Genomic DNA, 21,465 nt, shown 5'->3' with positions numbered 1-21,465 from the left:
GAAGAGGCGTTTTGCGTGGACACTCGCCCGCACCGGCTATACTTGCGGTGCCGTTTTTCGTTTGTTTTTCTTCCAGGAGAGCCGCCATGATGTTGTCTGATCCCGCGCAAAAATACCGCCCGTTCGTCGCCGTCGACCTGCCGGATCGCCGGTGGCCGTCCCGGCGCATTGAGCACCCGCCCATCTGGACAAGCGTCGATCTGCGCGACGGCAACCAGTCGCTGATTGACCCCATGGATCACGAGCGCAAGCAGCGGCTGTTCGATACGCTGGTCAAAATCGGCTTCAAGGAAATCGAGGTGGGGTTTCCCTCGGCTTCGCAGACCGACTTTGACTTCGTGCGCTCGCTGATCGACGAGGGCAAGGTGCCTGACGACGTGACCATCCAGGTCCTCACCCCGGCGCGCCCGCATCTGATCGAGCGCACCTTTGAGGCGCTCAAGGGCGCGAAAAGCGCCATCGTCCACGTGTATAACGCCACCGATCCGGTGTTTCGTCGCGTGGTGTTCAACGTCGACAAGGAAAACTGCGTCAAGATCGCCCGGCAGGCGACCCGCCAGATCCGCGATGCCATGAACGCCGCGCCGGAAACGAACTGGACGTTTCAGTACTCGCCGGAACTTTTCACCACCACGGAGCTGGATTTTGCCGTGGAAATCGTCGAGGCGGTCATGGACGAATACCGGCCGACCACGGCCCAGCGTATGATCGTCAACCTGCCGGCCACGGTGGAGTGCGCCACGCCCAACCACTACGCCGACCAGATCGAGTGGTTCTGCCGCGAGGTGAAAAACCGCGACGCGCTTATTATCAGCCTGCACCCGCACAACGACCGCGGCACCGGCATTGCCGCCGCCGAACTTGGCCTGATGGCCGGCGCCGACCGGGTGGAAGGCACGCTGTTCGGCAACGGCGAGCGCACCGGCAACGTGGATCTGGTCACCGTGGCCATGAACATGTACACCCAGGGCGTGCACCCGGGGCTGGATTTTTCCAATATTACGCCGATCATGCGCGAAGTGGAGCACTGCAACCAGCTGCCGGTGCACCCGCGCCACCCCTACGTGGGCGATCTGGTGTTTACCGCGTTTTCCGGCTCCCACCAGGACGCGATCAAGAAGGGCATGGCCGAACGCCGGGCCAACCCCGACGCCGTCTGGGAAGTGCCGTACCTGCCCATCGACCCGCTGGACGTGGGCCGCAGCTACGAGGCGGTGATCCGCGTCAACAGCCAGTCGGGCAAGGGCGGGGTGTCCTACCTGCTGGAAGAGGAGCACGGCGTGGTGCTGCCGCGCCGGCTGTCCATGGAGTTCAGCCAGGTGGTGCAGGAAGTCGCCGAGCGCACCGGCCGCGAGATCACTTCCCAGATGATCTACCAGGCCTTCAGCGACGAATACCTGGAGCGCAGCGCGCCGTTTGCGCTGGCCAGCCACAGCATGGCCTCCGAGCCGGACAGCCCCCGGGTCACGCTGCAGGCCACGGTGGACCTTGACGGCGAGCGCAAGACCCTGGCCGGCGAAGGCAACGGCCCGCTGGCCGCCTTCGTGCATGCCCTGGCCGGTGCCGGCCACGAGGTGGAAATCATCGACTATCACGAGCACTCCCGGGGGCAGGGCACCGACGCCGAGGCCGTGGCCTATGTGGAAGTGCGCGTGGGCGGCAGCGCCGTGTTCGGCGTGGGCATTGATGAAAGCATCACCAGCGCTTCGATGAAGGGCGTGCTCAGCGCCATCAACCGCCACCGCTCGACCAGCGCGCCGGCGGCCAACGTTACCGCGGAAACCCTGGTGTAGCTCAGACTCGCCGGGCCTGCCATATCAACCGGTGCTCGTTAGCGGGCGCCGGTTTTTGTATGTTTACCGTGTAGTTGGCTACTGCTGTTTGCCTGCGGGCTACAGCGGCGTTTTGCTGGGCTCGCCGGGGATCTCGCGCACCAGCCTGGGCATTAAAAAGCCCGGCAGGCGCTCGCGCAGTTTATCCACGAGTTCGCGGGCCTCGTTGTCGCTGACGTCAAAGTGCGCCGCTCCGGCCACCGGATCGAGCACGTGCAGGTAGTAGGGCAGAATGCGCGCGTCGAACAAACGCTCAGAGAGCGCTTCCAGGGCGGCCACGCTGTCGTTGACTCCGCGCAGCAGCACGCTCTGGTTCAAAAGCGTCACCCCGGCGCGCTGCAGCCGGGCGCAGGCGTCGATCACCGCACTGTCGATTTCTTTGGCATGGTTGATGTGCAGCACCATTACGGTTTGCAGCCGGGTGCTGCCAAGCCAGCCGAGCAGGGCGTCGTCGACGCGGTCGGGGATGACCACCGGCAGGCGGGTGTGAATCCGCAGCCGCTTGATGTGGCGGATGCTTTCCAGTTCGCCCACCAGCCACGCAAGCTGTTTGTCATTGGCCGCCAGCGGATCGCCGCCGGAGAAAATCGCCTCGCGGATGGAGGCGTCTTCGCGCAGATAATCCAGCGCATCCTGCCACTGGGCCCGGGACGGGGCGTTATCGGCATAGGGAAAATGCCGGCGAAAGCAGTAGCGGCAGTTCACCGCGCAGGTAGGGCTTGCAATCAGCAGCGCGCGGCCGCGGTATTTATGGATCAGCCCTTGGGCCGGGCGCTGCTCGGCTTCTGCCAGCGGATCGGTGACAAAGCCCGGCGCGGCGCGCGCTTCTTCGCCCAGGGGCAGCACCTGGCGCAGCAGCGGATCACCCGGGTTGCCGGGCGCCATGCGGGATAAAAACGCCTCGGGCACGCAGGTTGCAAACAGCGCATCCCCGGCCCCGGCGCCGGCCAGCCAGGCGTCATCCAGCGCAAGCCGGCGGCACAGCTCGGCGGGGTCGCGCACGGCCTGAGAAAGCTGGCGCTGCCAGGTGCTGCTCGCCGCCAAAGCCTCGGCGCTTTCGTGGGCAATCAAGGTGTTGTCCTGCAAAAAATCCCTCCTTCGGGTTATCATGCAAACGCCGGTCAGGCAATCGCGCTGACGCTTTCATTCATACGTAAAACGCAACTCAAGAGGCACCATGGCCAACTATTCTACCAACGAATTCAAGGGCGGTTTAAAAGTAATGCTTGACGGCGATCCGTGCTCGATCGTCTCCAATGAGCTGGTCAAGCCCGGCAAGGGCCAGGCGTTCAATCGCGTCAAGCTGCGCAACCTGATGACCGGGCGCGTCTGGGAGCGCACGTTCAAGTCAGGTGAGTCTCTGGAAGGCGCCGACGTCATGGAGCTGGAAATGGAATACCTCTACACCGACGGTGATATGTGGTATTTCATGCAGACCGACGGCTCCTTTGAGCAATACGCAGTAGAGAAGCGCGCGCTGGGCGACGACGAGAAATGGCTCAAAGAGCAGGTGGTCTACACCGTGACGCTGTGGAATGACAACGCCATTCAGGTAACGCCGCCCAACTTTATCGCACTGGAAGTGGTGGAAACCGATCCCGGCCTCAAAGGCGATACCGCCCAGGGCGGCTCTAAGCCGGCCAAGCTGTCGTCGGGCGCGGTGGTGCGCGTGCCGCTGTTCATCAACGAAGGCGAAGTGCTCAAGGTGGATACCCGCACCGGCGAGTACGTATCGCGCGCCTGATGGGCGATGCGTTGCCCTGTGCCCGCTGGCAGCCCACGGCGGATATGGCCACGCTTCGCGCCCGCGCCCGGCTGATGGCCCGGGTGCGGGCGTTTTTTGCCGAGCGCGACGTGCTGGAAGTCGAGACCCCCATACTCGGCCAGGGCGGCAGTACCGATGTGCATCTGGCTTCGCTTTGTACACAGGCGCGCACCCCGGCCGGCCGTCAGCGCCTGTGGCTGCGGACTTCGCCGGAGTTTCACATGAAGCGCCTGCTCGCCGCCGGCAGCGGGCCGATCTACCAGCTGGCGAAAAGTTTTCGCGACGGTGAGGTGGGCGGGCGCCACAACATCGAATTCACCATGTTGGAGTGGTACCGTCCGGGCTTTAGCCTTCCGGCCCTGATGGAGGAAACCGCAGCGCTGATCCGGGAGCTTTTGCCCGATACCTTGCTGCCCGACGGGCAGGGGCTGCTGCGCTGCTGCGCCTACCGCTCGCTGTTTCATGAGCACCTGCAAATTGATCCGTTCAGCGCGCCGCTGACGTGCCTGCGCCGGCTCGCCGCCGAGCGCGGCGGGATGCCCGAAGGCGCGCTTGACGACGAGCCGCGCGATACCTGTCTGGATCTGCTGATGAGCCTGGTCATCGAGCCTGCCCTGGGCCGAGGCGCGCTCACCGCGGTGGTGGACTACCCGGCCAGCCAGGCCGCTCTTGCCCGACGTCATACAGATGCTTTGGGTGACGAGGTGGCCTCGCGCTTTGAGCTTTATTTCAACGGCGTGGAGCTTGCCAACGGCTACGATGAGCTCACCGACGCCGCCGAGCAGCAGGCTCGCTTTGACGAAGACAACGCCGCGCGGCGCCGGCTTGGCTTTGCCCCGGTTGACGTGGATACGCGCCTGGTCGCCGCGCTTGCCCACGGCCTGCCCGAAGGCAGCGGCGTGGCGCTGGGGCTTGACCGGCTGCTTCAGCTGGCACTTGGCAAACCTCGGCTAAGCGATGTGCTGAGCTTTGCCACGCCAAGCTGCTGAATCACTTTGTATCCTCTGCGGATTCATCACAGGCGTCGTCGGGCGATGCGCTTTTCAATTCGAACGCTCGTCTGTCGTCGGGCAGGCGTACGATATCGTCAAGTGCCAGCTTGCCGTGCTGCGTTAATCGCTTGCCGTGGGGGTCGATAATGGCGGCGACCGTGCCGATGCTGACCCGGTCTTTATAGGCCTCGACCTTCACTCGCACGTTAACGCCCTGATAGTGGCCGGAAACGATGCTGCCGGGGTGCGGTTCGCTATAGCTTTCGGGGTGCTGGGTATAGTAGGCGATAACGCTTTGCGCCTCGGGCGCGTCCCATTCGATATGTTTGTGCACGGGTTTCTCCTGCTATGCGTTTTCGGATGTTTCAACCTGTATCAGCGCCGGATCGTCGGCGTGGTCAATCAGCATACGGCGTACGCGCGCCTGCCACAGCCGGGCAAATTCGCTCTGCTGGGCGGGCGTTTCGCTTCCCTGAACGATCGCCTGGAGGCGTTCGCGCTGCGTCGGGTCGGCTGGGATGTAGCGGTGGTTAAACGTGACGCGAACGCTTTGGCCGGTATCCAGTCGGGTAAAGCGTATGGCACCGTGCCGGTCCGGGGTGTCGGCAAAGTGTAGCCGGCCGTGGCGGGCGAAGCGCTCGCCGATGCCCTTGAACCCGCCGTCGCCGGCAGCGCCGGTCATCAGCGTGAGCACCTGCGCGGTAACGCCGACGGTGCCCTCGTGCTCCGGGTGGGGCATGTGCACGGCGATGTTGCCGCGTTCAGGCAGCGAGGCGGGGTAGAGCGCCTTCAGCGCGGCGCGGGCGGTGAGAAAGGCACCGGCCACGGTGGGGCAGGAGTGCCCGGTCAGGCGAACCGCATCAGCGTAGCGGTAGTCCATGATGCCGTCGTCGGCACTGCCCAAAAGCGCGGCCAGCGGGTCGCGCAGCCGAACGGTTGGCGCCTGGTCGAAAAAGTCGGGAAAAGCCATGGTTGTTTCCTGGGCCCGCGTAGAGCGGGCATAGCGTCAAGTGTCAGCGCCCGATTTCAGCACAAACAAACAGCGCGGCTTCGTCGCCGCCGGGCGCCAGCGGTCAGGCTAGGCAAAAACGCCGATGGGGCTAAACGATACCGCGCAATAAAGCCCCACGCCGGCCAGGGCAAAGCCGGCCGCTCCGGCGGGGCGGGCAAACATTGCCGGCAGCCCGGGCCATATCGCTTCGCTGTGCACAACCTTGCGATAGTAGTCGTGGTTGGCGATCCGGGTGCAGATAATCGGCGTTGGCAGCCAAAACACTACCCCGGGAATATGCCCGCCGGTCAGCGCATCAAGCACCGTCACCAGGGTATAAAACGAGAAAGTGGCGCCGATGATAAACGCGCCCTTGAGCCACATACCCTTGCACAGGTAGTACACCCAGTCGAAGAAAAAAGCCCAGGGATTCAGCGAGACCCTGAGTTTGTCCCGGAGGCCCAGCGCCCTGTATTCGGGCGAGCGTATGAGGGCATACACGCTGCGGCTGTCGGCGCCCAGCTTGTGCAGCAGGGCAAATCGAGCCTGCCAGGCGTGGCTCAGGGAGCGGTGAGTGCGGTGCGTCATGGCTATGGCCTCGTGTCAGGAAGGGGCGTGGCCCAGGGTTTCCCCCATCTGCACCTTGGCGCCGGCTGCAAAGGCGCTGAAGTCGATCGCGCCGGCGCTGCACATCACCACCGTAGAGCCGAGCTTGAAGCGGCCGAGCTCCGCGCCTTTTGCAAGCGTTACGGGCTTGTCCAGCCGGGTGCGCTGGGGCGTGCCGGCAAGCGGGGTGACCTGCCCGGCCCAGACGGTTTCAATGGCGGCGACGATCATCGCGCCGACGAGCACCACGGCCAGCGGGCCGTGCTCGGTGTCAAAAATACACGCCAGCCGCTCGTTGCGGGCAAACAGCCCCGGCACGTGGTTCGCCGTTGCCTGATTGACCGAAAACAGCCGCCCGGGCACGTAGATGGTCTCGCGCAGGGTGCCGGTGACCGGCATGTGCACGCGGTGATAGTCCCGGGGCGAGAGGTATATCGTGGCGAAACTGCCGCCGCTGAAGGTGTCGGCCAGGGCGGCGTCGCCGCCCAGCAGCGCCCGGGTGGAATAGCGATGCCCCTTGGCCTGAACGAGCTCGCCGGCGGCCATGCGGCCGAACTGGGAAAGCGCGCCGTCGGCGGGGCTGATAACCCCTTCGCCGACGGGCCGGGCGTCGTCTTTCAGCGCTCGGGTAAAAAAGTCGTTGAAGGTGGCGTAGGCGCGGTAGTCGGGCTCTTGGGCCTGGCGCATGTCCACCTGGAAGCGCTGAATAAAAGCGCGGATCAGCGCGTTTTTAAGCCCCGGGGCGCGGCATTCGGCCAGCTGCCCCACCAGCCGCGAAATGGCGCGGTGGGGCAGCGGGTACTGCATGAGCGCAAAGGCTTTTTGGGAAAGCGTCACGTATGTTGGTTCCGTCAGGTGTTGTCGGGTCAGGTCTCAACCGGCGTGTCGTCGCGGTTGCCCCACTCGTTCCAGGAGCCGGCGTAGCCGCGAATGTTGAAGCCCAGCGCTCGGCCCACCAGCCAGGTAAAAGCGCTGCGGTGGTGGCCCTGGCAGTGGGTCACAACGTCCATGTCCTGGGTGATGCCCAGCGTATCCAGCTCGTTGACCAGCTCGGCGTAGCCGCGGATGCGCAGGTTGCGCTCAGGGTCCATAGCACGGGTCCATTCCATGTTGACCGCGCCGGGAATATGACCCAGGCGTTTGTTCTGGCCTGTCTCGCCGCGGTATTCCGCCGGCGAGCGGGCGTCCCAGATGGCAAGATTTTTCTCACCCAGGCGCTCTTTGATTTCATCGGCGGTAATGCGCGTTTCCGGGTTCAGGATCTCGGCGTGATACGTGGACGGCGTGGGCGTGTTGGGCTCGGTTTGCACGGCCAGACCGGCGGCGCGCCAGGCGTGAATGCCGCCGTTAAGATAGGAATAGCGGGGGTGGCCGATCAGCTCCAGCGTCCACAAAAGCCGCGCGGCAAAGCCGCCGCCTTCGTCGTCGTAAGCTACTACGTGGGTGTCTCGGGTCAGGCCCAGCTCGCTGAACAGGGCAGAAAGTGCGGCCACGTCCGGCGCCTCGCTGGGAAGCGGCGCCTGGCCGTTCATCAGCCGGCGGCTTTCCAGAAATATCGCCCCCGGCACGTGCCCTTGGGTATAGCTGCCGGAATCCTTGGGCACGTCAATGATCAGCAGCTGCGGGTCGTCAAGGTGTTCCTGCAGCGTTTCCGGCTCAACGATCAGCGGCAGTATATTGGCTTCCGAGCTTTGCTGTGGGGTGCGCATGACAACTCCTTGCGTTGGCGTGGCGTTTAGGTGTCCAGGCTGGCGAGAATCCGCCGATAGCTGGCAAAACGTTGAGGGTGGATATTGCCTGCCTCCACCGCGGCAAGTAAAGCGCAGCCCGGCTCTGCCCGATGGCGGCAGTCGCGAAAGCGACAAAGGCCCAGATGCGGGCGGAATTCGACAAAGCCGTCGGTGACGGTGTCGGCGTCCAGATGGGTCAGGCCGAATTCGCGTATGCCGGGCGAGTCGATGAGTACGCCGTCGGCGTCCGGCATGGCGTAGAGCCGGGCGGTGGTGGTGGTGTGGGTGCCCTTGCGCATGTCTTCGGACAGCGCGCCGATGCGCAGAGTTTCATCGGGCAGCAGACGGTCGATCAGCGACGACTTGCCCACCCCGCTCTGGCCGACGAGCACCGAGGTGCGCCCGGCAAGCTGGCGGTTGAGCGCATCAAGCCCTGCGGGCTGTTCGGTTGAGGCGCGGACCACCGGGTAGCCCAGCGCCCGGTAGCGCTCCAGCAGCTGGCCAAGCTCGCCGTCGTGGTCGGCCAACAGGTCTACCTTGTTGAGCACCAGCACCGGCGCGATGCCGGTGGCCTCGGCGGCGACCAGGTAGCGGTCGATGAGGTTGGCGTGGGGCGTGGGTTCCACGGCAAAGACGATCAGGATCTGATCGACGTTGGCGGCCACGGGCTTGAGCCGCCCCTGCGGGTCCGGGCGGGAAAGCACGCTTGCCCGCTCGGCGGCGGCGACCACCACGCCGGAGCCGTCTTCGCCCTTGCGCCAGATCACCGTATCGCCGGTGACCAGCCCCTGCAGGTTGGCGCGCAGATGGCAGCGCACCGCGGCGCCGTCGGCCCCGCGCACTTCCAGCGTGCGGCCGAAATGCGCGATGACCCGGCCGCTCTGTTCGGCGCCGTATTCCCCGGCGGCCAGCTGCTCGGTCTGGCGGGCGCTGTGTTTGGCGGCGCGCTTTTCGCGCTCGGCCTGGACTTTCTCCACGCGCCAGCGCTGCTGACGGGTCAGTTTACGTTTGCTCATGGCACCTGTCGGTTGCAACGGTTGAACGGTACACTGGCGTATTTGCCGTAGCGTTATGGCATCGCCTGTGATGAGGCTGCCCAGTGTAACGGGTTTGGCGTCGGCAGGTGAGCGGCCTGACGCTACGGTGGCAAGGCAACCAAGGAGCCACCATGAGCGAAACCTCGCCACGCAGCGACCTGCTGATCTGGATTGATCTGGAAATGACCGGGCTGGACCCCAACAAGGAGCGCATCATCGAGGTGGCCACGCTGGTCACCGACGGCGAGCTCAACACCGTGGCCGAAGGCCCGGTGATTGCGGTCAAACAGCCGGATAGCCTGCTTGAGCAGATGGACGACTGGAACCGGAAAACCCACGGCGAGTCCGGGCTGGTCAAGCGGGTGCAGCAAAGCCGCACGGATACGGCGGCCGCGGAGGCGAAAACGCTGGACTTTCTGCGCGAATACGTAGTGCCGGGCACCTCGCCGATGTGCGGCAACAGCATTCATCAGGACCGGCGTTTTCTGGAGCGCGAAATGCCCGAGCTGTGGGCGTTTTTCCACTACCGCAATCTCGACGTGTCCACGGTCAAGGAGCTGGCCAAGCGCTGGAACCCGGAGGCCATCAAGGGCTTTAAAAAGCGCAACGTACACCTGGCCATGGACGATATCAAAGAGTCCATCGGCGAGCTTGCCCACTATCGCCGCACGTTTTTGCAGGCGGCCACCAGCGCTGAAGACCTCTACGGCGAGGAGGAATAGCCAAGGGTGAGGCGTTAGCCGGCGGTGGCAATGCGCTGCCGGCCTTTTTCGCGCTGCTCGCCAAGCGCCCAGGCGACGTGTTCGCGCACCAGCGCGCTGGGGTAGGCGCGCCGGGCCATCAGCGCGGCGATCACCGCCTCGCTGTACGGCGCGTTGCCCAGCGCCACGGCAATGTTGCGCAGCCAGCGGACGTAGCCGATGCGGCGAATGGCGCTGCCGGCGGTCTTGTCGAGAAACTCCTGCTCGCCCCAGCCGAACAGCGTCACAAGCTCGGCGCGGTCGAGATCGTGGCGCGGGTAAAAATCGTCTTCCCGGGTGGGCTGGGCAAAGCGGGTGAAGGGGCAGAAAAGCTGGCAGTCGTCGCAGCCGTAGATGCGGTTGCCCATGGCGCGGCGATGCTCTTCGGGAATCGCACCGAAAAGCTCGATGGTGAGATACGAAATGCACTTGCGCGCGTCCACCACGCCGTCGTCCACAATCGCCCCAGTGGGGCAAACGGTCTGGCAGCGGTTGCAGCTGCCGCAGTGGTCGCGCTCGAAAGGCGCATCCACGGGCAGCGGCAGGTCGGTGTAGAGCTCGCCGAGAAAAAACAGCGAGCCGGCCCTGGGGTTGAGCAGCATGGCATTTTTGCCAAACCAGCCAAGCCCGGCCTTTTGTGCCAGAGCGCGCTCCATGACCGGGGCGGAGTCGACAAAGGCGCGATAGCCGATCTGGCCGGCCCGCGTCTCGATGCGCTTGGCCAGCGCGGCCAGGCGCTTGCGCATCAGCTTGTGGTAGTCCCGGCCCAGCGCGTAGCGTGATACGTAGGCGCTGTGCGGGTTTTGTAACACCTCCATGCTTGCCGTGTCCGCCGGCAGGTAGTCCATGCGCACGCTGATGACGCGCACGGTGCCGGGCTCAAGCTCCGCCGGGCGGGTGCGCTTGGTGCCGTGCTTGGCCATAAAGCCCATTTCGCCGTGGTAGCCGTTATCCAGCCACTCGTTCAGCCGCTGTTCATGGAAGGCAAGGTCGGTATCGGTAATGCCGAGCTGCTGAAAGCCCAGCGCCTCGCCCCAGGTCTTGATGTCCTTGGCCAGCGTGGCCAGCTCAGGCGTTGGGGCGGTATCGGGAACGGAGCGGGACATGACAGGTCAACTTAAAGGCGAAAGAAAACCGCTATGCTACCGTATCCTCTATCCGGGCCAAAACGTTCAGCCGCGCCGTCCCGTGTTCAAGCCGGAACGCGCCCATGCCAGAAGGAGACACCGTGACCGCTGCAACTCAGCCCCAGCATCACCCGCTGTATACGGCGCGCCAGGTACGCGAGCTTGACCGGCGCACCGTCGCTGCCGATATCGCCGGCTTTGCGCTGATGCAGCGCGCCGCTGCCAGCGCCTGGCGTTGCCTGGGCGAACGCTGGCCTCGCGCGCGCAGCCTGAGCGTGCTGTGCGGCGGCGGCAACAACGGCGGCGACGGCTACGTTATTGCCGCGCTGGCCGCCCAGGCCGGTTTGCAGGTGCAGTGCCTGGCGCTCAAGCCGATAGCCGAGCTGACCGGTGATGTCGCCCGCGCCGCGGCGCTTGCAGCCGCGGCAGGCGTGGACGGTAAAGCGTGGGAAGACGACACCCGTCTGACCGGCGAGGTGATTGTCGATGCGCTGCTGGGCACCGGCCTTTCCGGCGAGGTGACGGGGGCCTATCGTCAAGCGATCGCCACGGTGAATCGCGCCGGCCGGCCGGTGCTGGCGGTGGATATTCCTTCAGGGCTTGCCGCGGATACCGGCGCGCGGCTGGGCTGCGCGGTGCGCGCTGACGCGACGATCACGTTTATCGGCGACAAGCTCGGACTCCATACCGGCAGGGCGCCTGAGCATACCGGCGAGGTAACGTTTTGCCCGCTGGGCGTTGACGCCGAGGCGTTTGACGATATTGCGCCGCGCGGCGTTTTGCTGCACAAAAGCGCGCTCAGCGGCGCCTTTGGCCCGCGCCGGCGCACCGCCCACAAGGGGGATATGGGCCACCTGCTGGTGCTGGGCGGCGCCCCGGGCATGGGCGGTGCTGCGCTGATTGCCACCCAGGCCGCCGCGCGGCTGGGGGCGGGCAAGGTAAGCCTTGCCACCGCGCCGGAACACGTCAGCGCAAGCCTGATCCGCTGCCCGGAAGTCATGGCCTGCGGGGTACGCGGCAGTGCCGACGTTGCTGAACGGGTGGAGCAAAGCGACGTCATCGTTGCCGGCCCCGGCATCGGCTGCGGCGCCTGGGGCCAGGCCATGCTGGCCGCAGCGCTGGAAAGCGGCCGGCCGCTGGTGCTCGATGCCGACGCGCTCAACCTGCTGGCCGAGCGCTTTACCGGCGAACGCCGGGACAGCTGGGTGCTGACGCCGCACCCGGGCGAGGCAGGCCGCCTGCTGGGGATCACCGCCGCCGAAGTGGAAGCCGACCGCCCGGCCGCAGCGCTGGCGCTGCGCGAGCGCTACGGCGGCTGCGCGGTGCTCAAGGGGGCGGGCACGCTGGTGGCCGGCCCTCAAGGTCTGGCCGTGTGCCCCTACGGCAATCCCGGCATGGCAAGCGGCGGCATGGGCGATGCGCTGGCCGGCATGCTGGGCTCGCTTGCCGGCCAGCGCGGCCTGAGCGAGCAGACCGTGCGGCTGGGCGTGCTGGTTCACGCGCTGGCCGCGGACGCCGCCGCCGCCGAGCACGGCGAACGTGGTTTGCTGGCTGGCGATCTGGCATCCTGTGCGCGCCGGCTGGTCAACCCCGGGTTTGAATAATTTGTCATCAAGGTAATAGCCGCCCATGCAGATGCAACCCATGCAGGTGCAACTTCCCGACGAGCACACCCACGTCGCGTTTGGCGAAACGCTTGGCCGCCTGCTTCAGGGCCGCGGCCGTCTTTATCTTCACGGTGATCTGGGCGCGGGAAAAACCACGCTGACGCGCGGCATACTGCGCGCCTACGGCCACCGGGGCGCGGTGAAAAGCCCCACCTATACCCTGATTGAGCCCTACGCGCTTGCCGGCAAGCGCGTCTATCATCTGGATCTGTACCGGCTGGGTGATCCCGAAGAGCTTGAGTTTATCGGCGGGCGCGACGTGTTCGCCGACGACGCCCTGTGCGTGGTCGAATGGCCCAGCCGCGGCGCGGGCTGGCTGCCCCCGGCCGATATCAATCTGACGCTTGAAGTAGCCGAGCCGGGCCGGCGTGCCCGCCTGGCCAGCGCCACACCCCGCGGCGCGGCGCTGCTGGCCGCCCTGTTTGAAAACGCCCCGGGGAGCGGCAGATGAGGGCGGCGCGGGGCGCTCGACCCGGGCGGCGCCTGGCCGTTGCGCTGGCGGCGGGGCTGGCCTGGCTGGCAACGACCGGCACGGCAGCGGCGGCCACGGTTGACAGCATGCGCCTGTGGGCTGCGCCGGATCACGCCCGGCTGGTATTTGATCTCTCCGCGCCGGCCACGGCCAAGGTTTTTTCGCTGGAGTCGCCGTCGCGGCTGGTGATTGATCTGGCCGACAGCCGCCTGGAAGCCAACGCTCAGGACCTGCCCCTGGAAGGCAGCGCGATTTCGGCGGTGCGCACCGGCGTACGCAAAGGCGACGACCTGCGCGTGGTGCTGGAACTCAGCCGCGAGATCGAGCCCCGCCACTTTAGTCTGGCGCCCAACCAGGAGTACGGCCATCGGCTGGTGGTGGATCTGGAGTACCCCGGCGAAAGCGCGGTGGAAAACCCCATTGATCCTATCGAATCGATGATCCGCGAGCAGGAAATCGCCGCTGCGCGGGCCACAGCCAAGGCCAAGGCGCTGGGCAAGACGCCGGAGAAAACCTCCGTTGTCGAACAGGCCGAACCGCACCCCAAACGCGATATCATCATTGCCGTGGATGCCGGCCACGGCGGCGAAGACAGCGGCGCCATCGGCCCCGGCGGCACCCGGGAAAAAGACGTGGTGCTGGCTATCAGCCAGCGGCTGGCCGGCCGCATCAATGCCGCTGAGGGGTTCAAGGCGGTGCTGATCCGCGACGGTGACTACTATCTGGGCCTGCGCCAGCGTACCCGGCTGGCCCGGGAACAGAAGGTTGACTTTTTTGTCTCGATCCACGCCGATGCCTTCACCAGCCCGCGGCCCAAGGGCAGCTCGGTCTACGCGCTGTCCCAGCGCGGGGCCACCTCGGAAACCGCCCAGTGGCTGGCCGACAGCGAAAACCGTTCGGATTTGATCGGCGGGGTGGACGGCAATCTGTCGCTGCGCGACAAAGATCAGGTGCTGCGCGGGGTGCTGCTGGATTTGACCATGACCGCCACGCTCAACGACTCGCTGACCATCGGCGGGCAGGTGCTCGACCAGCTGGGGCGGATCAACCATCTGCACAAGTCCCGGGTGGAGCAGGCCGGCTTTGTGGTGCTCAAGTCGCCGGATATTCCCTCGCTGCTGGTGGAAACCGGGTTTATTTCCAACCCGACCGAAGAGCAGCGCCTGGCGGCACCCTCGCACCAGGAAAGCCTGGCCAAAGCCGTGTTTACCGGCATTCGCAAGCACTTTGAGCGCAACCCGCCGCCTGCCAGCCTGCTGGCCTGGCTGCGCGATCACGACCGCCGCCCCGGCAGCGACGAATACCGCATCCGCGCCGGCGATACGCTGTCTGCCATTGCCACGCGCCACAACGTCTCGGTGAACCGGCTGCGCCGGGCCAACGAGCTCAGCGGCGATGTGATTCGCGTCGGCCAGGTGCTGCACATTCCCTAATGCTGACGAGGTGACCTTTGGACGATAACGCGGCGGCGAGCGCAAAAATTCACGTGCTGGACCCGCGCCTGGCCAACCAGATTGCCGCAGGCGAAGTGGTCGAGCGCCCGGCGGCGGTGGCCAAAGAGCTGATGGAGAACGCCATTGATGCCGCTGCCCGGCGCATCGAGGTGGAAACAGAGCAGGGCGGTGCCCGGCTGATCAAGGTGCGTGACGACGGCACCGGCATCGCCGAGAGCGATATGGCGCTGGCGCTTTCCCGCCACGCCACCAGCAAAATCGAGACATTGGATGACCTTGAGGGCGTAAGCTCGCTGGGTTTTCGCGGCGAGGCGCTGGCCTCGATCAGCTCGGTGTCCAGGCTTTCGCTGACGTCCAATGCCCTGGACGACCCGCGCGCCGGTTTTCGCGTGACGGCCGAAGGCCGCGGCATGGAGGCCCACGTGACGCCGGCGCCGCATCCGCGCGGCACCAGCGTGGAAGTGCGCGATCTGTTCTTTAATACGCCGGCCCGGCGCAAGTTTCTGCGCACCGAAAAAACCGAGTTTGCCCATCTGGAAGAGGCGTTTCGCCGCCAGGCGCTGTCCCGCTACGACGTGGCCTGGACGCTGCGCCACAATGGCAAGACCGTCCACCGGCTGCCGCCGGGCGATTCTCCCGCCGCCCGGGAGCGGCGCATTGCTTCGCTGCTGGGCAAGACGTTTATCGAGCACGCCCGCTATATCGAACGTCAGGTAGGCGCGCTGCGCCTGTCCGGCTGGGTGGGGCTGCCCACCCACTCCCGGGCCCAGGCCGACCAGCAGTATTTCTTCGTCAACGGCCGGGTGGTGCGCGATCGCCTGGTGGCGCATGCCGTGCGCCAGGCCTACCGCGACGTGCTGTACAACGGGCGTCATCCGGTGTTTGTGCTCTATCTCGACGTTGATCCGGAAGTGGTGGATGTCAACGTTCATCCGACCAAGCACGAAGTGCGTTTTCGCGACGGGCGCACGGTGCACGACTTTTTGTTTTCCAGCCTGCACCGCTGCCTGGCCGACACGCGTCCCGACGCGGTGGCCGAGCCGCCGGCTGACGCCGCGCTGAGTGACGGCCCGCACGCCTCGCCCGGCAGAGAGGCAGAAGAAAACGGGCGCTTCGAGCAGCAGGGCATGGCGCTTGCGCCGACGCCTGATCACGGCGGCGGGCCGCAGCCGGCAGGCGGCCATCCCGGCGCGGCCAAGGTGCGCCGCTTCATGCAGGGCTATCAGGCCCTGCATCCCGACCACGAAGACATGCTGCTCACCCCGCGCTCGCCGGAAAACGACGCCGGAGAGGTGCAGGAAGTGCCGCCGTCATCCGGCCGTTGGGCCGCGCCGCAGCCCGCCATGCCCGCCGACGACCCTACCGCCGCGCCGCCGCTGGGCTATGCCCTGGGCCAGCTGCACGGGGTGTTCATTCTGGCGCAGAACGCCGCCGGGCTGGTGATCGTGGATATGCACGCCGCCCACGAGCGCATTGTCTACGAGCGCATGAAGCGCCAGCTGGAAGCCGCCGGCGTTGCCACGCAGCCGCTGCTGGTGCCGGTTTCGATTGCCGCCAGCCGCCACGAGGTGGCCACCGCCGAAAGCGAGGCCGAAGCCATCCGCCGGCTGGGCGTTGAGCTGGACATGGCCGGGCCGGAAACGTTGCTGGTGCGCCAGCTGCCGGCGCTTCTGGCCGGCGCCGACCCGGAGGCGCTGGTGCGCGCCATGCTCGAAGAGCTGGAGCGCTACGGCCGCACCCGCCAGGTCGAGGCGCGCATTCATGCGCTGTTGTCCACCATGGCCTGCCACAGCAGCGTGCGCGCCAACCGCCGCCTGACCGTTGACGAAATGAACGCGCTGCTGCGCGATATGGAGCGCACCGAGCGCAGTGACCAGTGCAACCACGGCCGCCCGACCTGGACCCAGATGGACATGCAGGCGCTGGATCGACTGTTTTTGCGCGGCCAGTAAACGGCCAGCCGCCCCGAGAAAAAGGAGCTCGCCCGACCCATGAGCGATTCACGCCCGCCGGCCATTTTTTTGATGGGGCCCACCGCCTCCGGCAAAACCGATGCGGCGATTGCCCTGCACGAGCGGCTGGGCTGCGAGATCGTAAGCGTCGATTCCGCCATGGTCTACCGCGGGCTGGACATCGGCAGCGCCAAGCCCGATGCCTGTGAGCTTGCCCGGGCGCCGCACCGGCTGATCGATATTCGCGACCCGGCGGACCCGTACTCGGCGGCGGACTTTCGCCGGGATGCGCTGGCCGCGATGCGTGAGATCACCGCCCGAGGCAAGGTGCCGCTGCTGACCGGCGGCACCATGCTGTACTACAAGCAGCTGGTGGACGGCGCCGATAACCTGCCGCCGTCCGATCCGGCGATTCGCGCACGGCTTGAGGCCGAACAGGCCCGGGACGGCCTGGCCGCGCTGCATGCCCGCCTGGGCGAGGTAGACCCGGCGACGGCGGCGCGCCTGCACGTTAACGATACCCAGCGCATACTGCGCGCGCTGGAAGTCTTTGCGACGAGCGGGCGCACGCTCACCGAGCTTTGGGCCGAACAGCGCCGGGAAACCTTTCCCTGGCGGGCGGTGTCCATAGCCTTGGCGCCTGCAGACCGCGCCGTGCTGCACCGGCGAATTGCCGAGCGTTTCACGGCCATGCTCAACAAGGGGTTGATTGATGAGGTCGCCGCCCTCAGAAAGCGGGGTGATCTGCATGCCGAGCTGCCGTCGATGAAAAGCGTAGGCTATCGTCAGGTATGGGCCTATCTGGACGGCGACTACGACCGTGAAACCCTGAGCCAGCGGGGTATTATCGCCACGCGCCAGCTGGCCAAGCGCCAGCTGACCTGGCTGCGCCGCTGGCCGGAGCTGCACTGGGTCGAGGCGGCGTCTGCCGATGCGCTCAGCCATGTGCTGGCGCTGGCCGAGCACAGGGCCTTTTAAGCCCGTGCGTGAGCGCGACGCTTAGCGTAAGATAAGCGTCTTACAGCGAGGCCGTCGTCATTGGCCTTTGCGATCAGTTTTACCGTCAGTGTTTTCGAGCGGCCGACAATCGGTCTTTCGGGTACCCTCTGCTGCAGGGCGCAAGCGGCGCACTTTTAATAACCAACTCTAACGACAGTTTAGGGAGAGCACCATGTCCAAAGGGCAGTCCCTTCAAGACCCGTACTTGAACATTCTGCGCAAGGAGCGCATTCCGGTTTCCATTTTTCTGGTGAACGGCATCAAACTGCAAGGCCAGGTCGAATCGTTCGACCAGTTCGTCATTTTGCTGCGCAACACCGTCAGCCAGATGGTTTACAAGCACGCGATCTCGACCGTTGTGCCCTCGCGCAACGTGCGCCTGCCGGCCGCGGATGCCGATGACGCCGAGGCCTGATGCCGTGCACACGCTAAGTCATGAGGTTTTGATTGTTTTTTGAGCGCCCCGATGCCGGTGAAACGGCCGTTCTTGTTCACGTTGACTTCCCCGACGAGCACGCCCGTGAAGATCCGGGCGAGTTTCTCGAACTGGTGCGCTCGGCCGGTGCCGTTGCGGCCACGCTGCTGACGGCCAGCCGCAGCCGCCCGGATACCCGTACCTTTATCGGTTCGGGCAAGCTTGTAGAGCTGCGTGCCATGCTGGTGGCGCACCAGGCCGAACTGGTGATTTTCAACCACGGGCTTAGCCCGTCTCAGCAGCGCAACCTGGAAGGCGAGCTCAACTGCCGGGTGCTGGATCGTACCGGCTTGATTCTGGATATCTTCGCTCAGCGCGCCAGAACCCACGAAGGCAAGCTGCAGGTGGAGCTGGCCCAGCTTGAGTACGTCTCGACGCGGCTGGTGCGCGGCTGGACGCACCTGGAGCGCCAGGCCGGCGGTATCGGCGCGCGCGGTCCCGGTGAAACCCAGCTGGAAACCGACCGCCGGCTGCTGCGCGGCCGGATCAAGGCGATTCACAAGCAGCTCAGCAAGGTGCGCCGCCAGCGCGAGCAAAATCGCCGTGCCAGAGCGCGGGCAGAAATCAACAGCGTCTCGCTGGTCGGCTATACCAACGCCGGCAAGTCAACGCTATTCAACGCATTGACGACCGCTGAGGTGTATGCCGCCGATCAGCTTTTTGCGACACTGGACCCGACGCTGCGGCGTCTTGAGGTTGACGACGTGGGGCCGGTGGTCATGGCCGATACCGTCGGCTTTATTCGCCATCTGCCGCACAAGCTGGTCGAAGCGTTTCAGGCCACGCTGCAAGAGGCGGTAGACGCGGCACTGCTGGTTCACGTCATTGACGCCGCCGACCCCGACCGGGAGCTTAACGTCGGCCAGGTCAACGACGTGCTTGAAGAAATCGGTGCAGATCGAGTGCCCATGCTCAAGGTCATGAACAAGATTGACCGGCTGGACAGCGCGCCGCGCATTGACCGCGACGGTAACGGCATGCCCGAAACCGTTTGGCTGTCTGCCAAGGACGGCCGCGGGCTGGATCTTTTGCACCAGGCGCTGAGTGAACGCCTGGCCGATGATGTGATCGATTTTTCATTGAGCCTGGAGCCGCAGCAGGGCAAGCTGCGCGCCGGGCTGCACGAGCTTAACGCCGTGCGCGCCGAGCATTTTGACGAAAACGGACGCCCGATACTTGACGTACGCCTGCCGCGACGCGACTTTAATCAGCTGATGGCAAGGCTCGGCGAACGCGCCGATACCTACTTGCCCGAGGCGCTGCAGGTGCCGGCCGAGTGGTAGGCGTCTCGGCCGGCCACAACGCAAGCCAGACACGGCAAACACAACGGGATGAACCAGCGCGGCGTCGCGATCAAGCGTCTCGACCCGGCGCGGCGATCAATACCCTGAGGGAGACGAAGTATTATGGCCTGGAATGAGCCTGGTGGTGGCAACCAGCATGACCCCTGGAGCGGGGGCGGTCGGCGCAAGGGCGGCGACAGCGGCGGCAACCGCGGTGGCGGTGGCAATAACGGCGGGCCGCCGGATCTGGACGAGGCGCTGAAAAAGTTTCAGCAAAAGATCAACGGCATGCTGGGCAAGAAAAAAGGCGGCGGCCGCAGCGGCGGTAACGGGGGCGGCGGCGACAAGTCGCGCAGCGCCTTCACCCTGCCGGGGCTGCTGCTTGTCGTGGCGCTTGCGGTCTGGGCGGCGTCGGGCTTTTACCTGGTCGACCAGTCCGAGCGCGGCGTGGTGCTGCGCTTTGGCAAGTTTCAGGAAATCGTCACGCCCGGTTTGCAGTGGAATCCGCCGCTGATCGATGACGTGCGCATGGTCAACGTGACCCGGGTGCGCTCCTTGACGCAAACCCAGTCGATGCTGACCCGCGACGAAAATATCGTCAGAGTCGAGATTTCGGCCCAGTACCGCGTGTCTGATCCGGCCAACTACATGCTCAACGTGCGCGACCCGAACCTGTCGATCGAAAACGCGCTGGATTCGTCGCTGCGTCACGTGGTTGGCGGTACCGACATGATCGATATTTTGACGTCCGGCCGTGAAATTCTCGGTAGTTCCGTGGCCAGCCGGCTGCAGACCTACCTGAACAACTACGACGTGGGTATTCAGCTGCAGACCATCAACATCGAGTCGACCTCGGCACCCGAGCCGGTTATTGACGCCTTTGACGACGTTATCCGCGCCCGGGAAGACCGCCAGCGTACGATCAACAAAGGCATCGCCTACGCCAACGCGATTATTCCCGAGGCCCAGGGCCAGGCTCAGCGCCTGATCGAACAGGGGCAGGGCTATCGCGAATCGGTTGTCGCCGAGGCGCAAGGTCAGGCCAACCGCTTTTTGTCGCTGCTTTCCGAGTATCAGAACTCGCCGGAAACCATGCGCGAGCGGATGTATATCGAGGCCATCGAGGATGTCTTCGGTGCCACACCGAAGGTGCTGCTGGATAGCGGCGACAACGCACCGCTGATGTATTTGCCCCTGGACAAGCTGGGCGGCAAGAAAAGCGGTGCGTCCGCCGACGGCGGCGACGCGGAAAGCCTCAATCCGCGCGTGCTGAATAACCTGCCGTCAACGTCTTCGAGCAGCAGCGCCAACAATCGCTCCAGTAATCGAACGTCCATCCGCAGGGAGGGCCGGTAAATGATCAATAATCGATCCCTGCTGATTGTCGGTGGCCTGGCCGTGGTGGCCTGGCTGGCGAGTAACAGCCTGTACGTCGTGGATGAAACCGAGCGCGCAGTCAAGCTGCGCTTCGGTGAAGTCATCGAAGAAAATATCGAGCCTGGGCTGCACGTCAAGGTGCCGATCACCAACACCATCCGCAAGTTTGATACGCGTCTTTTGACCTTGGATACCGACACCAGCCGCTATCTGACCCGGGAGCAGAAGGCGGTCATCGTCGACTCGTACGTCAAATGGCAGGTGGTCAATCCGACGCTTTACTACGAGGCCACCGCCGGCGATGAAATGATGGCCGTGCGCCTGATTCAGCCGCGGGTGGATGAAAGCCTGCGTAACGCCTTTGGCCGGCTGAACCTGCAGCAGATCATCGCCGAGCGCCGCGACGATCTGATGACCGGCCCCACCAAGGAGCTCGACAAGCTCATGCGCGACGAGCTCGGCGTGGCGATTCGCGATATCCGTATCAAGCGTATCGACCTGCCCGAAGACGTCTCCGCGGCGGTATTCGAGCGGATGCGCTCCGAGCGTGAACGCGAGGCCCGCGAGTGGCGTGCCCAGGGTCAGGAAGAGGCCGAGCGGATTCGCGCCAATGCCGATCGCCGCCGCCAGGTGCTGCTGGCGCAGGCCCGGGAGCGGGCGGAAACCCTGCGCGGTGAAGGCGACGCCGAAGCGGCACGGATCTATTCCAACGCCTACGAGCAGGACGCTGAGTTTTTCGCTTTCTGGCGCAGCCTCAACGCGTACCGCAAAAGCTTCGACAACGGCGAAAACCTGATGGTGCTCAAGCCGGACAGCGAGTTTTTCCGCTATCTCAACAGCGCCATGCCCGGCGCCGATAGCGCAGCGGGCGCAGACGCCGCCGGCGCACAATAAGCACGGCGCGCCGGATGGACAGGGTTCATCCGGCGGCCAAACATGATAGACTCGATAAACCGGGCGTTGCCC

At 65.3% G+C, this 21,465-nt stretch carries 21 protein-coding genes; 13 read left to right on the top strand and 8 right to left on the bottom strand.

Annotated elements, in window-relative coordinates; all coding sequences use genetic code 11:
• Positions 1-86 precede the first annotated feature (86 nt).
• On the top strand, positions 87-1,793 hold the full coding sequence (leuA, locus tag ABD654_RS03030; protein WP_344702151.1) for a 2-isopropylmalate synthase: 1,707 nt from the start codon (positions 87-89) through the stop codon (positions 1,791-1,793).
• Positions 1,794-1,892: 99 nt separating this feature from the next.
• On the opposite strand, the gene epmB is transcribed toward leuA, so the two are convergent.
• Positions 1,893-2,918, bottom strand: coding sequence for an EF-P beta-lysylation protein EpmB (gene epmB / locus ABD654_RS03025; protein ID WP_344702149.1), 1,026 nt, complete (start codon positions 2,916-2,918; stop codon positions 1,893-1,895).
• 91 nt (positions 2,919-3,009) lie between these two features.
• On the opposite strand from epmB, the gene efp reads away from it, so the two are divergent.
• Entirely contained in the window at positions 3,010-3,576 is a 567-nt protein-coding gene (efp, locus tag ABD654_RS03020; RefSeq protein ID WP_344702147.1) for an elongation factor P, read from the top strand.
• Positions 3,576-4,586 carry an EF-P lysine aminoacylase EpmA gene (epmA, locus tag ABD654_RS03015; protein ID WP_344702144.1) on the top strand — a complete coding sequence of 337 codons (1,011 nt, stop codon included), beginning with the start codon at positions 3,576-3,578 and terminating at the stop codon, positions 4,584-4,586. The genes efp and epmA overlap by 1 nt, the downstream gene beginning before the upstream one ends.
• Position 4,587: 1 nt before the next feature.
• Here the strand turns inward: epmA and ABD654_RS03010 are convergent, their stop codons facing one another.
• The 6 genes from ABD654_RS03010 to rsgA form a co-directional block, all read right to left on the bottom strand.
• The gene (locus ABD654_RS03010) at positions 4,588-4,923 is read right to left on the bottom strand and encodes a hypothetical protein (RefSeq protein ID WP_344702142.1); all 336 of its coding nucleotides are present in this window, start codon (positions 4,921-4,923) and stop codon (positions 4,588-4,590) included.
• Positions 4,924-4,935: 12 nt separating this feature from the next.
• Positions 4,936-5,559: a hypothetical protein gene (locus tag ABD654_RS03005; RefSeq protein ID WP_344702140.1), complete on the bottom strand. Its 624-nt coding sequence runs from the start codon at positions 5,557-5,559 to the stop codon at positions 4,936-4,938.
• A gap of 108 nt (positions 5,560-5,667) precedes the next feature.
• Positions 5,668-6,168: a DUF2628 domain-containing protein gene (locus ABD654_RS03000; protein ID WP_344702138.1), complete on the bottom strand. Its 501-nt coding sequence runs from the start codon at positions 6,166-6,168 to the stop codon at positions 5,668-5,670.
• A 15-nt stretch (positions 6,169-6,183) separates the two neighbouring features.
• Positions 6,184-7,023 carry an archaetidylserine decarboxylase gene (gene asd, locus ABD654_RS02995; RefSeq protein ID WP_344702136.1) on the bottom strand — a complete coding sequence of 280 codons (840 nt, stop codon included), beginning with the start codon at positions 7,021-7,023 and terminating at the stop codon, positions 6,184-6,186.
• A 29-nt stretch (positions 7,024-7,052) separates the two neighbouring features.
• Positions 7,053-7,895, bottom strand: coding sequence for a sulfurtransferase (locus ABD654_RS02990; RefSeq protein WP_344702134.1), 843 nt, complete (start codon positions 7,893-7,895; stop codon positions 7,053-7,055).
• Positions 7,896-7,921: 26 nt separating this feature from the next.
• Positions 7,922-8,932, bottom strand: coding sequence for a small ribosomal subunit biogenesis GTPase RsgA (rsgA, locus tag ABD654_RS02985; protein WP_344702132.1), 1,011 nt, complete (start codon positions 8,930-8,932; stop codon positions 7,922-7,924).
• A gap of 152 nt (positions 8,933-9,084) precedes the next feature.
• Between rsgA and orn the strand changes: the two genes are divergently transcribed.
• Entirely contained in the window at positions 9,085-9,675 is a 591-nt protein-coding gene (orn, locus tag ABD654_RS02980) for an oligoribonuclease (protein ID WP_344702129.1), read from the top strand.
• Positions 9,676-9,689: 14 nt separating this feature from the next.
• Here orn and queG read toward each other — a convergent pair whose 3' ends face one another.
• Positions 9,690-10,799, bottom strand: coding sequence for a tRNA epoxyqueuosine(34) reductase QueG (gene queG / locus ABD654_RS02975; RefSeq protein WP_344702127.1), 1,110 nt, complete (start codon positions 10,797-10,799; stop codon positions 9,690-9,692).
• 122 nt (positions 10,800-10,921) lie between these two features.
• Here queG and ABD654_RS02970 point away from each other — a divergent pair, with 122 nt between their 5' ends.
• The 9 genes from ABD654_RS02970 (at position 10,922) to hflC (ending at position 21,393) form a co-directional block, all read left to right on the top strand.
• On the top strand, positions 10,922-12,424 hold the full coding sequence (locus ABD654_RS02970; RefSeq protein ID WP_425552698.1) for an NAD(P)H-hydrate dehydratase: 1,503 nt from the start codon (positions 10,922-10,924) through the stop codon (positions 12,422-12,424).
• A 40-nt stretch (positions 12,425-12,464) separates the two neighbouring features.
• Complete coding sequence (tsaE, locus tag ABD654_RS02965; protein WP_344702299.1) at positions 12,465-12,938, top strand: tRNA (adenosine(37)-N6)-threonylcarbamoyltransferase complex ATPase subunit type 1 TsaE; 474 nt, start codon at positions 12,465-12,467, stop codon at positions 12,936-12,938.
• Positions 12,935-14,392: an N-acetylmuramoyl-L-alanine amidase gene (locus ABD654_RS02960; RefSeq protein WP_425552697.1), complete on the top strand. Its 1,458-nt coding sequence runs from the start codon at positions 12,935-12,937 to the stop codon at positions 14,390-14,392. Before tsaE ends, ABD654_RS02960 begins: the two co-directional genes overlap by 4 nt.
• Positions 14,393-14,409: 17 nt before the next feature.
• A complete protein-coding gene (gene mutL, locus ABD654_RS02955) occupies positions 14,410-16,365 on the top strand; it encodes a DNA mismatch repair endonuclease MutL (protein WP_344702123.1) in 1,956 nt (651 codons plus the stop codon).
• Between the two features lie 39 nt (positions 16,366-16,404).
• On the top strand, positions 16,405-17,343 hold the full coding sequence (gene miaA / locus ABD654_RS02950; protein WP_344702121.1) for a tRNA (adenosine(37)-N6)-dimethylallyltransferase MiaA: 939 nt from the start codon (positions 16,405-16,407) through the stop codon (positions 17,341-17,343).
• A 193-nt stretch (positions 17,344-17,536) separates the two neighbouring features.
• Positions 17,537-17,779, top strand: coding sequence for an RNA chaperone Hfq (hfq, locus tag ABD654_RS02945; RefSeq protein ID WP_344702119.1), 243 nt, complete (start codon positions 17,537-17,539; stop codon positions 17,777-17,779).
• Between the two features lie 32 nt (positions 17,780-17,811).
• Entirely contained in the window at positions 17,812-19,122 is a 1,311-nt protein-coding gene (gene hflX / locus ABD654_RS02940; protein WP_344702117.1) for a ribosome rescue GTPase HflX, read from the top strand.
• Positions 19,123-19,245: 123 nt separating this feature from the next.
• Positions 19,246-20,478: an FtsH protease activity modulator HflK gene (hflK, locus tag ABD654_RS02935; RefSeq protein ID WP_344702115.1), complete on the top strand. Its 1,233-nt coding sequence runs from the start codon at positions 19,246-19,248 to the stop codon at positions 20,476-20,478.
• Positions 20,479-21,393: a protease modulator HflC gene (gene hflC, locus ABD654_RS02930; protein WP_344702113.1), complete on the top strand. Its 915-nt coding sequence runs from the start codon at positions 20,479-20,481 to the stop codon at positions 21,391-21,393.
• Positions 21,394-21,465: the final 72 nt, after the last annotated feature.

This window comes from Halomonas cibimaris (assembly GCF_039537045.1).
GTDB classification, from domain to species: Bacteria; Pseudomonadota; Gammaproteobacteria; order Pseudomonadales; family Halomonadaceae; genus Vreelandella; species Vreelandella cibimaris.
This window is presented reverse-complemented; position numbering and strand designations above follow the sequence as displayed.

Coding starts and splice junctions, on each gene's coding strand:
- tsaE (WP_344702299.1), top strand. CDS start 12,465: ATGCAGGTGCAACTTCCCGACGAGCACACCCACGTCGCGTTTGGCGAA.
- ABD654_RS03005 (WP_344702140.1), bottom strand. CDS start 5,559: ATGGCTTTTCCCGACTTTTTCGACCAGGCGCCAACCGTTCGGCTGCGC.
- miaA (WP_344702121.1), top strand. CDS start 16,405: ATGAGCGATTCACGCCCGCCGGCCATTTTTTTGATGGGGCCCACCGCC.
- leuA (WP_344702151.1), top strand. CDS start 87: ATGATGTTGTCTGATCCCGCGCAAAAATACCGCCCGTTCGTCGCCGTC.
- orn (WP_344702129.1), top strand. CDS start 9,085: ATGAGCGAAACCTCGCCACGCAGCGACCTGCTGATCTGGATTGATCTG.
- ABD654_RS02990 (WP_344702134.1), bottom strand. CDS start 7,895: ATGCGCACCCCACAGCAAAGCTCGGAAGCCAATATACTGCCGCTGATC.
- rsgA (WP_344702132.1), bottom strand. CDS start 8,932: ATGAGCAAACGTAAACTGACCCGTCAGCAGCGCTGGCGCGTGGAGAAA.
- ABD654_RS02960 (WP_425552697.1), top strand. CDS start 12,935: ATGAGGGCGGCGCGGGGCGCTCGACCCGGGCGGCGCCTGGCCGTTGCG.
- queG (WP_344702127.1), bottom strand. CDS start 10,799: ATGTCCCGCTCCGTTCCCGATACCGCCCCAACGCCTGAGCTGGCCACG.
- ABD654_RS03000 (WP_344702138.1), bottom strand. CDS start 6,168: ATGACGCACCGCACTCACCGCTCCCTGAGCCACGCCTGGCAGGCTCGA.
- hflC (WP_344702113.1), top strand. CDS start 20,479: ATGATCAATAATCGATCCCTGCTGATTGTCGGTGGCCTGGCCGTGGTG.
- hfq (WP_344702119.1), top strand. CDS start 17,537: ATGTCCAAAGGGCAGTCCCTTCAAGACCCGTACTTGAACATTCTGCGC.
- hflK (WP_344702115.1), top strand. CDS start 19,246: ATGGCCTGGAATGAGCCTGGTGGTGGCAACCAGCATGACCCCTGGAGC.
- epmA (WP_344702144.1), top strand. CDS start 3,576: ATGGGCGATGCGTTGCCCTGTGCCCGCTGGCAGCCCACGGCGGATATG.
- efp (WP_344702147.1), top strand. CDS start 3,010: ATGGCCAACTATTCTACCAACGAATTCAAGGGCGGTTTAAAAGTAATG.